We start from the raw sequence: 12618 nt of genomic DNA, 5'->3' as shown, positions 1-12618 counted from the left end.
CACCTATGGGGGATGAGGCTGACTTCGAGCTGCGCCTGAAGGAGGTTGCCGACAAGGTGACCGTCGCGCTTGACCAGCTGATCCCGCCTGCCAGCGGACCGGAAGCGGACCTTATGCGAGCCATGCGCCATGCCGCGCTCGCCAATGGCAAGCGGATGCGCCCCTTCTTCCTGCTGGAAACCGGCGCCATGTTTGAAGCGCCGGAAAAGACCCTGCTGCGCACAGCTGCCGCGCTTGAGTGCATCCATACATATTCGCTGGTGCATGATGACCTGCCCTGCATGGACAATGATGATTTCCGGCGGGGGCAGCCGACAGTGCACAAAGCCTTCAACGAGGCGACGGCTGTGCTGGCCGGTGATGGTCTGCTGACGCTGGCTTTCAAGATTCTGGCGTCTGCCGAAACCCACGATGATGCCTCTGTTCGCGTGATGTTGATCGAAAGGCTTGCGGATGCCGCAGGCGCGCGGGGTATGGTGGGCGGCCAGATGATCGACATGCTGGAAGAAGACAGCCCGCGCGACCTGAATACGATTACGCGGATGCAGCGGCTGAAAACGGGTGCGCTTATCTCCTACGCCACGGAAGCGGCGGGGATTATCGGTCGGGCACGGGAACTGGAGCGCAACGCGCTGGCCGGATTCTCGAATGATCTTGGTCTCGCCTACCAGATTGCAGATGATTTGCTGGATGCGACGGGCGATGAAACCGCCGTTGGCAAGCCGCTTCGGACCGACGAAATTGCCGGAAAAGCGAATTTTGTGACCCTTCTGGGGGTGGACGGCGCCCGACAGAGAGTGCGGCTACTCGCCGCTCAAGCGAAGGAACACCTCGCAATATTTCGTAATAAGGCCGATATTCTGCTGCAATCCGTTGATTTTGTACTGGATAGAACACGTTAAGTAAGGCGTGCCATAGTATAAACACTTACAATACGTCTTAAGACAGACTGCGACTATTCAAGGGTCCACAGAAAGATGACCGAACTCAGCCCGAACCGGCTTCTCGACGCGATCAATTCGCCCGACGACCTGAAAGGCCGGTCGCGGGCGGAACTGAAGCAGATTGCGCAAGAGGTCCGTGAGGAAGTCATTGATGTTGTGTCGGTGACTGGTGGGCACCTTGGGTCCGGGCTTGGCGTGGTTGAGCTGACCGTGGCGATCCATGCCGTGTTCGATGCGCCAGACGACAAGCTGATCTTCGATGTTGGTCACCAGTGCTACCCCCACAAGATCCTGACGGGACGGCGCGACCGTATGCGCTCACTGCGTCAGGGCGGTGGTCTCTCCGGTTTCACCAAACGCGACGAGAGCGAGTATGACCCGTTCGGCGCGGCGCATGCTTCGACCTCGATTTCGGCGGGCTTCGGCTTTGCCAAGGCGCGCGACCTGCAAGGCAAGGACAATGACGTCATCTGTGTGATTGGCGACGGCGCCATGACCGCCGGCATGGCTTATGAAGCGATGAACAATGCCGGCGCCGACAAGTCGCGCCTTATCGTGATTCTCAACGATAATGACATGTCGATTGCCCCGCCGGTTGGCGCGATGAGCAATTACCTGTCGAAGCTGGTTTCGTCGCGGCCTTATCGGGGCCTGCGCAAGATCGCGAAGAAGATGGTGAGCCCAATGGGGCTGGAGTCGCCGGCGCGACGCGCAGAGGAATACCTGCGCGGCTTTGCCATGGGCGGCACCATGTTCGAGGAACTGGGCTTCTATTATATTGGGCCGATTGATGGGCATGACCTCGATACGCTGATCCCGATTCTCGAGAACGTGAAGGCGATGCGCGAGGGGCCGATCCTGATCCATGCGGTCACGCAGAAGGGCAAGGGCTATAGCCATGCCGAGAAGTCGGCCGACAAGTATCATGGCGTGTCGAAGTTTTCGGTCATTACCGGCGAACAGGCCAAGGCCAAGCCAAAGGCGCCAGCCTATCAGAAAGTGTTTGGCCAGACGCTTACCAAGCTGGCCGAGACCGATCCCAAGATTTGCACGATTACGGCGGCGATGCCTTCGGGCACCAGCACGGATATTTTCGAGAAGTCGTTCCCTGAGCGCAGCTTCGATGTGGGCATTGCCGAGCAGCACGCGGTGACATTTGCCGCTGGCCTTGCGGCGGATGGAATGCGCCCGTTCTGCGCGATCTATTCGACCTTCCTGCAGCGCGGCTATGATCAGGTGGTCCACGATGTGGCGATCCAGCGTTTGCCGGTCCGCTTTGCGATCGACCGCGCTGGCCTTGTCGGCGCTGACGGTCCGACGCATGCGGGCAGTTTCGATATAGGCTTTATGGGCGCCCTGCCTGGCATGGTCTGCATGGCCGCCGCTGATGAGGCGGAGCTTGCGCGTATGGTCGTGACCGCTGCGCAGATTGATGACCGACCGAGCGCTTTCCGCTACCCACGCGGCGAGGGTACGGGTATTGCGATCCCGGACGTGCTTCTGCCGCTGGAAATTGGCAAAGGGCGTATCCTGCGCGAAGGCACGACGATTGCGCTGCTTTCCTATGGTACGCGTCTGCAAGAAGCACTCAAGGCGGCCGAAATGCTTTCGGCGCAGGGCTTGTCCGTGACGGTTGCGGATGCACGCTTTGCCAAGCCTCTGGATACTGACCTTGTCGAGCGGCTTGCGAAGAATCATGAAGTGCTGATTACGCTTGAAGAGGGCTCGACGGGTGGCTTTGGCAGCTTCGTTCTGGAGCACCTGGCCCGCGTTGGCGCGCTGGATCGTGGTCTGCGCATTCGGCCGATGACGCTGCCGGATGAATTCCAGAACCATGATACGCCTGACGCCATGTACGAGGAAGCAGGCCTGACGGCGCGTCATATCGCGGCCCGTGCCATCGAAGCGCTGGGACGCGGAGACATTGCAGAAATCGACCGTCTCGCTCGCGCTTAGCAGACATGACGGAAATGCAATTTGTTCGGCGAGTCTGACCCGGAGTAGGGTGCCTGCATGACTCCCAAACTGATTCCTCTTCGCGCACTTGTTGTGGCCGTCTTCCTGGCAGGCTGTGCCACTGCGCCTCCCGCTGACATGGGCCCGGCCTTTGATGTCGCAATGTCGGAAGCTAAATCCGACTCAAATCCCTATGAGGCCGACAAGACGCTGACTACCCTTCTGGAGCGTAGTGACCTTTCGACTGATCAGCGCGCCCGCGCGCTTTATGCCCGCGGTAGCCTTCGTCGGCAGGCAAGCGATGACCGCCCCGGTGCGGTGAAGGATTTCGAGGCGATGCTGAAGCTGGCGCCTGATCATCCGCTGGCGCCGAATGCGAAAGAAGAACTGGCTTTTGCCGAAGCTGATGTCGAGACGGTCGAGGCCGGACTCAAGCGCATGCTGACCCTGTCCCAGTGGTTCGACAGCAAATGGGTGCTCGGCGAACATGACGAGGCGGCAGCGCGCTATCGCAAATCTGGGATCAGCCCGAATGAAGCGCAGGTTAGCAAGCTGAAAGCCGCCGGCTATCTTTGCGAAGATGAGGATGGCGGCGCGCCCGTCTACACGGTGGGCGATACGCGACCGGATCTTGAAAACACGTATTGGTGTGGTAGCGGGGCGCCTGAAAAATCGGCGCAATCGTAAGAAACACACTTTCTCCACAATGCCGCCCTGTCTCCGCTCGCCTTGGGCGGTTAGGGAAGGTTATCACACGCCCACAGACTGTCCCCATGGAGCCCGACACATGATCCGTATTTCCCTCCTCGCCGCAGCTTCGGCTCTCATGCTGGCGGGTTGCGCTTCGGCCCCCGAAACGGCGAAGGTGCCCGGCGGCATCTACGCAGAAGCATCCAGCACGGCGCCTGATAGCGCTTTTGAACTCGCCATGCAGACGGTCGAGAACCTCGTTGATGCCGGCAACACCCAGGCTGCAGTGGACCGTATCACCCAACTGCTGGGCAGCCCGACGCTGACGAAGGATGAATATGCCGAGGCGCTGTTCCGTCGCGGTGAGATCCGTTTTGGGCCGGGAGGCTATGACGCTGTCGGTGCGGTCGAGGATTTCGAAGAGATTGTTGATTCCTATAGCGATACGGAGTGGTACACGGCGGCTGTTCCGATGCTGGATTCCGCGCGCGGCAAGGTGACGACGCTGGAAACCCAGCTTGCCCAGCCCGAGACAAGCAAGATGCAGAAGTTCAATTTCCTGATGGAACTTGGCATGCATCAGGATGCGATTGACCTTATGATCGCGAATGACCTTCTGCCGAGCAATGAAGCCCTGATCGCCATGTATGACATCGGCTATCTCTGTGAGGGAGACGAACTCACGGGCCGGAGTTATGAAGCTGTGGAGGCTGATGGCACGACACGCGAATTGCGGTTCTGCGACTTCGGCAAATAAGTTTCGGCGACAATATTGCCGAAAATACCCTGCAGCAGACACTGCGGGGTATTTTTTTGCCCTGAAAGCGGCGTTTCCACACATGGGGTACTTTAAACCCCTGAAGCGGCGTGGTTTCTGTGTTTCAGAGAAGAAATCACCGGAGGATACCGAATGCCTGCAGATAGCGCTGCGCCAGCCTGGCCTGTCATGTCGATAGCGGATGCCAATGCCGCGCTTGGTGGGCCGGGTTCGCCCCTCGAGATCAAGGATGGCGAAGTCGATGGCGTGAAGCTGAAGGTTTATGTCAACGCGCCCCCGACAATCCGCTCCATCCTTGAAATGGCCGCCGCCACATGGCCCGAGCGCGATTATATCGTCTACGAAGACGAGCGCGTGACTTTCAAGGCGTTAATGCGGGCAGTTCAGCATTTCGCGAAAGTGCTGCGTGAGACCTATGGCATCCAGAAGGGCGACCGGGTTGCCATCATCATGCGCAACTATCCGCAATGGCCGGTAGCCTTCTTTGCGGCTTGCAGCATCGGCGCCATCGCGACACCGATGAACTCATGGTGGACGGGCGACGAACTGGAGTACGGCCTCTCCTTTGCGGGCGTGAAGCTCGCCGTTGTCGACGGCCAGATCTATGAGCGCATGCGCGAGCATATGAAGAAGCTGCCGGAACTGGAGCATGTCATTATCGCCCGGGACAAGGGTGAGGATCATGCTGATCCGCGTGTGAAAGGTCTTGAGACTTATATTGGCGACGCCAATAGCTGGAGCGCGCTGGACGATATCGGCCTTCCTGCTGTCGAGATCGGTCCGGAGGACGATGCAACGATCATGTATACGTCGGGCACTACCGGAAAACCGAAGGGCGCGTTGGCGACAAACCGTGCTGTCATTTCCAACATGTTCAATTCATCGACCTGCCAGGCGCGCATGCTGCTGCGTCGTGGTGAGGCCATTCCGGAGCCAGACCCCAACGAGCAGAAGGCGACACTTCTGGCCATTCCGTTCTTCCATGCGACCGGCTCGTTCGCGATCCTGATTCCGTCAATGCTGCGCGGTGACAAGATTGTCGCGATGTACAAGTGGGATGCTGGCGAGGCGCTGCCGATTATCGAGCGAGAGAAGATCACGGCTGTGGGCGGTGTGCCGGCTATTGCATGGCAATTGCTGGAGCATCCGGATCGGGACAAGTTTGACCTGTCGTCGATTCAGGCAATCTCGTATGGCGGTGCACCGTCTGCGCCGGAACTGGTCAGCACGATCAAGAAGCGCTTTCCCGATGCGGCGCCCGGCAATGGCTGGGGTATGACCGAGACGTGCGCCACGGCAACGCTGAATATCGGCGAGGATTATGTGAACCGGCCATCCAGCGCTGGCGCGCCTCCCGGCGCAGTGGAACTCAAGATTTGCGATCCGGATGGCAACACGTTGCCTGATGGTGAGGTCGGCGAGCTCTGGTGCAAGAGCCCCTCGAACTGCAAGCGCTACTGGAACCGGCCTGAAGCCACTGCGGAGACGTTCCGCGAAGGCTGGGTCGTGACGGGTGACCTGGCGCGCATTGATGAAGAGGGTTTCCTCTTCCTCGTTGACCGCGCCAAGGACATGCTGATCCGAGGTGGCGAGAACATCTACTGTATCGAGGTCGAGAGCGCACTCTATTACCATCCGGCAGTGATGGACGCGGCTGTGGTCGGCATTCCGCACAAGGTGCTGGGAGAGGAAGTTGGCGCGGTGGTGCAGCTGAAGCCGGGCAAGACGGTGACGCAGGATGAGCTGCGGGCGCATGTGGCCGGAATATTGGCGGCGTTTAAAGTGCCGGTCGAGATCCAGTTCCAGGACGAGCCGCTGCCGCGCAATGCCAATGGCAAGATCCTGAAGCCCGAACTGCGTAGCCGATTCACGGCCCGCGCGTGAGCGAGACGCCTCCCAAGTCGGTCGCGCTCGAAGCTCGCGAGGCCGGCGAGGACGGGCGGCGCTTTTCGCCCTCGGTGGCGCGTAATCGGGAGCCGATCCGGGGCGTGTTTGCCAAGCATGTCGCGCGCGAAGGGCGTGTGCTGGAGGTTGCTTCCGGCACGGGCGAACATGGCGCCTTTCTTACCGATGAATTGACTGGTCTTGAGTGGACATATTCGGACGTGGATGCGGATAGCCGGGTCAGCCAGGCTGCCTGGGTGGCTGCGGCGACGCATGATCGGCTACATGGGCCGCTGACACTCGATGCAAGCCTTGCTGACTGGGGCGAGGCGGAAGCCGCGCGGCCGTGGGATGTCGTTGTCTCGATCAACATGGTTCACATTGCGCCGATGAGCGCGGTGGAAGGCCTCATTGCTGGCGCTGGAAGACTGCTGAAGCCCCAAGGGCGTCTGTTTCTTTACGGACCGTTTGGCCGAGATGGGATCATGGCGCCCTCCAATGCACGTTTCAGCGAAGACCTGAAACGGCGTGACCTGGAATGGGGTGTGCGAGATCTCGATATGGAGCTGCTTCCGCTCGCCTCGCTGGCAGACCTGATCCTTCAGGACATCATCGAGATGCCCGCCAACAATCTGGCTGTTGTGTTCGAGCGGACCTGACTGAACTCTGCTGCGCTGATTGACAGGCACGGCGGCGCGGAACTTACATGAGCGACACCAGACAGACAGGTAAGCTGACATGACTTTTTCGAGACGGAATGTTCTTGGCGTCGGGGCAGGGTTATCTGCCGTCGGCCTTCTCGGCGCCTGTGCGGGTCGCGGACCTCAGTCAGGTGCGCCAGTCGAACAGCGTCGCTTGATGATCAATGGCAACATGGTCATTCCGGGCAATTCCGATGAGCCGCTGAGCGATGAGGACAAGGCGCTCATACGCGCTACGGACATTTCAGCGCTCAAGATTACGGCTGGCGGCAGCCAGGGTACATATGAAGAGACGCTGGAAGAGCTGGCGTCCTACGCGAAGGTCTTCGCGAATAATCCCGACATGTTCATGAGCATCGACTCTGTAGCGGATATCGAGACCGCGTTTGCGATGCAGCGTGTTGGCATCATTCTCGGTTTTGAGGCCTCCACGATGCATGACGGCAAGACCGAGCGAATTGCAGAGTTTGCAGGCCGCGGCGTATGTGTGATGCAGCTTTCCTACAATGTGGCTTCTCCCTTCGGTACGGGGGTGATGGTGACGGAAGTTCCAAAGGGGCTGACCGAACTTGGCCGCGAAGCAATTGCCGTCATGGAAGCAAACAGGGTGCTACTCGATCTCAGCCACTCGGACCGCGAGACGACGCTGGAAGCCATAAAGATTTCAATCCACGCTCCAGCGATCACGCATGCGGGCTGTGCTGCCGTGAATGCGCATCCGCGCAACAAGACGGATGATGTTCTTCGCGCACTTGCCGACAAAGGTGGCGTGGTTGGGCTTTATGAGCTGAGCTACCTCACACCCGAGCTGACGCAGACACCCCTCTCGGCCTATATGGCGCACCTGGAGCATGCGCTGAATACGTGCGGGGAGGACCATGTCGGGATTGGCAGCGATGCGCTGATGCTGGTGTTCGATACGAGTCCTGAGAGCAAGGCGGCGTGGGACGAGTCCATTGTTGCGCGTCGAGAAGCAGGGGTTGCGGCGCCCGGGGAGGGGCCGATGCCCTTCGTGGACGGGCTGAACGGCCCGCAGCGCATGTCTGTGATTGCCGACAAGCTCGCACTACTGGGCTATAAGTCCGGTGTGGTCGACAAGGTGATGGGGCGCAATTTTGAGCGCGTCATGAAGCAGGCGTGGGCGACAATCTAGCGGGTGGACTTTCCGGCAATCCCGTTTGAAATACGCGCCATGAAACAGATCATGAGTGTTGCCTTCGTAGCGCTGCTGGCCGCTTGCCAGACGGCGCCCGTTCAAACGCCTGCCGCTGACGCGCCTGTCGGGGCTGCCGCAGTGGTGAAGCCTTCAGCGGGCCAGCAATGGCTGTTCGGCTCCGCCGAGGCGAGCGTTATCATGCGCCAGACATGGGAAACTATTGCGGATTATGTTGAGGCCAAGGCTGCGGAGGCGCCGACTTATGGTGTTGTTCTTACGCCAGACAGTTCGCCCGTACAGCCGGGTTTCCTCGCGTGCGAGGGCAGGCCGCTCGCGGCGGTGTTTGATGCGGATGAGACGCTGATATGGAACCTCGGCTCCATGGCGGCTTTCGAGCGCATGGGCATCGGTTTTGATCCGGCCATCTGGGACGAGTGGGAAAAGACAGGCGCAGGCAAGGCGGTGGCCATTCCCGGCGCTTTGGAGGCGCTGGCGCGCATCCGCGAGGCTGGTGTTACGGTGATCGTGAATACGAACCGTGCGGCTGAGAATGCCGCCGGGACTGAAGCGACATTGGAGGCCGCCGGCATTGGCGAGTTCTCGCACGGCTCGACGCTGTTCCTGCGTGGCGACGCGCCGGACGGGACCGGCAAGGATGGGCGTCGCATGATGATCTCGGAGAATTACTGCGTGATCGCGTTGGTCGGTGACCAGCTGGGCGATATCGCGGATCCCTTCAATGCGAAAAACCTGGGTGTGTTGGACCGGAAAGTGCTGACAGAGGCACCTGCAATTTCAGGCCTCTGGGGCAATGGCTGGTTCGTGTTGCCAAACCCGGTCTACGGTCCGTCGATCCGGGGCGACTTCGACGACATCTATCCTGAGGCAACGCACTGGGCGCCATCAGCGGCGAGCGAACTGCCCGCCGCCAACTAAGGCTTAGTTGCCGCCGCCGAACTGCTCGGTCCATGCGGCGACCTGCTCGTCCTCGATTTTCTGGAAGAGCACGTCTGGTGGCGTGATCGGCATGCCGTGGGGCAGGGCGTCCAGCAGCTTCGCGAAATCCGTATTCGGTTTGGCGCCCGGCAGGTTGCGGTGCTCTTCCGGGATGCCTAGGGCATCGAGGATTTTCTTACCAGCATCCGGGATGATCGGCAGGGCGAGGATGCCGAACAGGGCCGCGAGGTTCAGGCCTGCGCGCACGCCCACGGCTGCTGCATCGACATCATTCTTGTATTTCACCCACGGCTCGGCCTTGGTGAGATATTCGTTGCCCGCAGCCCAAATGGCGCGCGTCTCGGCGGCGGCCTTGCGGAACTCCATGGCTTCATAATGTTCGATGAGGCGGGGCAGGCGTTCGGCGAGTTCGGCGGTCATCCACGCTTCTGCCTCGCCTCGCTCGCCTGCAGCGGGCACCTGACCGTCGAACTTGCTTGCGGCATATTTGGTGATGCGGTTGATGAAGTTGCCAAGCACGTTGGCAAGGTCTGAGTTTACCGCCGCCTGGAAGCCTTCCCATGTGAAGGCCGCGTCGGAGCCTTCCGGTGAGTTGGCGATCAGGTACCAGCGCCAATAGTCTGACGGCAGCAGCTCAAGCGCCTGGTCCATGAAGACGCCGCGCTTGTTGCTGGTCGAGAACTTGCCACCATACCAGGTGACCCAATTGAACGCCTTGAGTTTGTCGACGGTCTTCCACGGCTCGCCGCTACCAAGCAGCGTGACGGGGAAACTGACCGTGTGGAAGGCGACATTGTCCTTACCCATGAACTGGACGTATTCGGTTTCGTCGGCGCCCTTATCGGTGCGCCAGAGGGCTTCCCAGTCGCCGCCGGTGGCCTCGGCCCATTCCTGCGTGGCGGCGATATATTCGATCGGTGCATCGAACCAGACATAGAAGACCTTGTCCTCATAGCCGGGGCGAGGCGCACCGTCTTGGCCCAGCACCTTGATACCCCACGAGAGGTCGCGCGTGATGGACCGGTCGATGAGTCCTTCGTCCAGCCATTTGTTGGCAATCGAGACAGCGAGGCTTGGCCAGTTGGCGCCCTTTTTGTTCACCCATGCGCGGATTTCGTCCTGCGACTTTTCCTGCAGCAGGTAGAGGTGATTGGTGTCGCGGATCTCGATATTCGTACCACCTGAGACGGCGGAATAAGGATTAATCAGGTCGACGGGGTCGAGCAGGTTTCCGCAATTGTCGCACTGGTCGCCACGCGCTTTTTCGAAGCCGCAATGGGGGCAGGTGCCTTCGACGTAGCGGTCTGGCAGGAAGCGGCCATCATCTACCGAATAGACCTGTTTAGATGTGCGTTCCTCCATCAGGCCTCGAGCTTCAATTGCCTGCGCGAAATGCTGTGTCAGGGCGTGATTGGCCGGACGGGAGGAGCGGCCGAACCAGTCAAAGGACAGGTTGAAGCCTTCCCCCGCCTTGCGCTGGATTTCGAATTGTTCGTCGCAATAGGCTTGCACGCTCATGCCCACGGCCTGGGCGGCCAGTTCGGCGGGCGTGCCATGTTCGTCGGTGGCGCAGATATAGGTCACTTCGTGGCCCATCAGGCGCATCACGCGGGCATAGACATCTGCCGGCAGCATGGAGCCAGCGAGGTTGCCGAGGTGCTTGATGCCGTTGATATAGGGCAGGGCGGACGTAATCAGGATGCGCCGGGGTCGCGACATGAAGGTATTTCTTTCCGGTTTTGCCTTCGGGGAGGCGTGATTCGGGCTGTTTGCCCGCTGGAACGGGACTTTTAGCGCGATGGGCCGGAAAAGAAAGAAACTTGGGCGGAATTGGACAGTTGCCACTGTCGGGAATGTCGCCAGTTCCAAAAAAGCCCCGGAAGGTCGTGGGACCAGTCCGGGGCAGTGTTTGGACGGAGGGGAGCGGTGAACCACCCTCCGTGCCAGCCAAATGAATGGGTATTAGAGGCCGTAGCCTGGCTGAGCCGTCAGCAAGATATCTACACGGCGGGCCAGCGGTGCGTTGGTGCCGACAGGCATGGCGACATCTACCTTGGGCGAAATATCGGTGTGAACTTCACGTGCCTGGATCCCGCGGGCGTTGAACGCTTCGAGAACGGCCGCTGCGCGGGCTTGGGACAAGTCTGCGAGATCTTCGTCGTCATGGGCTTCCTCAGAGACCACTTCCGCGTTGATTTCGGTCACAGCGCACCCAGCAAGCCGCTCACTGGCTGCATTCACGGCACGCATCGAATACGAGGACAGCATGGATTCATAGGCCGAGAAATAAACGGACATGCTGACATCCTCACAGGACTTGGCGTGGGATATGTCAGCCGGTTGGGTCGGCGGGGCAGGGGGCACTTCGGCAAATGCCGGGGCCTGCATAACGGCGGCGACAGTCAAACCGGCGAGGGCGATCATCGAGCGTTTCATGGTGTATTCCTTCATGCACTTATCGTTGTTGATACTGGACCTACGCATGAAATGAGGCTGAAAGGTGCAAGCCGTTGGGCGAATGGGGCGGTTGCAAGGTGATTGCGAGAATTTGGGCATTTGCCGAAATGGTAGCGCAATCAAAAATGCGGTCAGACTGCCGCAGGGTCATTGCTTTCTTTTGCTGCAGTGCAACATATAGCGCATGGACAACCGTGCGATTTATACGAGCCTCAAGACGGGCAAGCGCATTTACCTGAGGCCTATTCGGCCTCAGGACAGTCTGCGCATACGCGAAACAATCGCGAACTTGTCGGAGCGGTCACGCTATTATCGTTTCTTTTCAGGGATGAAGAAGGTGCCGGAGCCTGTGCTGGAGCGCCTTGTGGCTGTCGACGGCGTTAATCATCTTGCCTGGGGTGCGCTCGACCTTGGAGAGCATGACCTGCCCGCCATCGGTGTGATTCGTGTCGTGCGCGACCCCAAATCGGGCGTTGCGGAGCTTGCCATCGCCACCCTGGATGCGTTTCATAATACCGGCTTGGCGCGTATCCTGATGGCCGTCATCATCTGCGATTGCTTGCAGGCGGGGATTGAGACGATGCAAGCGAATGTGCTCGCGGAGAACAAGAAGGCGCGTGCGCTGTTCAAGACATTTGGGGGTGTCTGCACCCATTCAGACGGTGCTTACCTGACCTATACGCTTGATGTCGCCAAGATGGACGAGCTGATCCACGGCGTCGACATTCCCGAAGCCGTGAACGATGTTTTCCACGCTTTTGACCGTTTCAATGCCTACAAGCCTCGTTTGGCGGGCTAAGTCAGCGCGTCGCACAAACCTGACTTGCGCCCGCGCGCTGATCGAAGTAGTGAGACCCGTTCCAGCCGCCGGTTTAGCTCAGCTGGTAGAGCATCTGATTTGTAATCAGAGGGTCGGGAGTTCGAGTCTCTCAACCGGCACCATTATAAAACAAGGACTTATGGGTTAGCGGGGCGGTCTGATTAGGCCGCTTTTCTTGTTGGGGTAACGCATCGGGTAACGTTTGGTGATTTTATCAAGCTGACCTGAGACCCATTTGGTCCCGCATTTGAATAGAGAGTCTGTCGCAACGGAGA

11 protein-coding genes and 1 tRNA gene are annotated in these 12618 nt (G+C 59.5%); 10 read left to right on the top strand and 2 right to left on the bottom strand.

The annotated features are described in order from the left end of the window. Window positions 1–5: 5 nt before the first annotated feature. The 8 genes from V7651_RS00060 to V7651_RS00025 all read left to right on the top strand — a co-directional run bounded on the left by V7651_RS00060 (window position 6) and on the right by V7651_RS00025 (window position 9045). Complete coding sequence (locus V7651_RS00060; protein ID WP_035535924.1) at window positions 6–902, top strand: polyprenyl synthetase family protein; 897 nt, start codon at window positions 6–8, stop codon at window positions 900–902. A gap of 75 nt (window positions 903–977) precedes the next feature. Then, the gene (gene dxs / locus V7651_RS00055) at window positions 978–2900 is read left to right on the top strand and encodes a 1-deoxy-D-xylulose-5-phosphate synthase (protein ID WP_335611785.1); all 1923 of its coding nucleotides are present in this window, start codon (window positions 978–980) and stop codon (window positions 2898–2900) included. A gap of 57 nt (window positions 2901–2957) precedes the next feature. Continuing rightward, the gene (locus V7651_RS00050) at window positions 2958–3587 is read left to right on the top strand and encodes a hypothetical protein (RefSeq protein ID WP_035535926.1); all 630 of its coding nucleotides are present in this window, start codon (window positions 2958–2960) and stop codon (window positions 3585–3587) included. Window positions 3588–3687: 100 nt separating this feature from the next. Next, the gene (locus tag V7651_RS00045; RefSeq protein WP_335611784.1) at window positions 3688–4347 is read left to right on the top strand and encodes a hypothetical protein; all 660 of its coding nucleotides are present in this window, start codon (window positions 3688–3690) and stop codon (window positions 4345–4347) included. A 153-nt stretch (window positions 4348–4500) separates the two neighbouring features. Next, entirely contained in the window at window positions 4501–6252 is a 1752-nt protein-coding gene (locus V7651_RS00040) for a class I adenylate-forming enzyme family protein (protein WP_335611783.1), read from the top strand. Then, the gene (locus V7651_RS00035; protein ID WP_335611782.1) at window positions 6249–6911 is read left to right on the top strand and encodes a DUF938 domain-containing protein; all 663 of its coding nucleotides are present in this window, start codon (window positions 6249–6251) and stop codon (window positions 6909–6911) included. Before V7651_RS00040 ends, V7651_RS00035 begins: the two co-directional genes overlap by 4 nt. Before the next feature lie 79 nt (window positions 6912–6990). Beyond that, window positions 6991–8106 (top strand): dipeptidase, encoded by a 1116-nt coding sequence (locus V7651_RS00030; RefSeq protein ID WP_335611781.1) that lies wholly within the window; start codon window positions 6991–6993, stop codon window positions 8104–8106. Between the two features lie 39 nt (window positions 8107–8145). Beyond that, window positions 8146–9045 (top strand): 5'-nucleotidase, lipoprotein e(P4) family, encoded by a 900-nt coding sequence (locus V7651_RS00025; RefSeq protein WP_335611780.1) that lies wholly within the window; start codon window positions 8146–8148, stop codon window positions 9043–9045. A gap of 3 nt (window positions 9046–9048) precedes the next feature. Here V7651_RS00025 and metG read toward each other — a convergent pair whose 3' ends face one another. Then, complete coding sequence (metG, locus tag V7651_RS00020) at window positions 9049–10785, bottom strand: methionine--tRNA ligase (protein WP_335611779.1); 1737 nt, start codon at window positions 10783–10785, stop codon at window positions 9049–9051. 243 nt (window positions 10786–11028) lie between these two features. Further along, window positions 11029–11502 carry an OmpA family protein gene (locus V7651_RS00015; protein WP_335611778.1) on the bottom strand — a complete coding sequence of 158 codons (474 nt, stop codon included), beginning with the start codon at window positions 11500–11502 and terminating at the stop codon, window positions 11029–11031. Between the two features lie 205 nt (window positions 11503–11707). Here V7651_RS00015 and V7651_RS00010 point away from each other — a divergent pair, with 205 nt between their 5' ends. Further along, on the top strand, window positions 11708–12322 hold the full coding sequence (locus V7651_RS00010; RefSeq protein WP_335611777.1) for a GNAT family N-acetyltransferase: 615 nt from the start codon (window positions 11708–11710) through the stop codon (window positions 12320–12322). 67 nt (window positions 12323–12389) lie between these two features. Beyond that, window positions 12390–12465: transfer RNA gene (locus V7651_RS00005), tRNA-Thr, on the top strand. The last annotated feature ends 153 nt before the right edge of the window (window positions 12466–12618 follow it).

Source organism: Hyphomonas oceanitis (assembly GCF_036964545.1).
In the GTDB taxonomy this organism is placed as follows: domain Bacteria; phylum Pseudomonadota; class Alphaproteobacteria; order Caulobacterales; family Hyphomonadaceae; genus Hyphomonas; species Hyphomonas oceanitis.
This window is presented reverse-complemented; position numbering and strand designations above follow the sequence as displayed.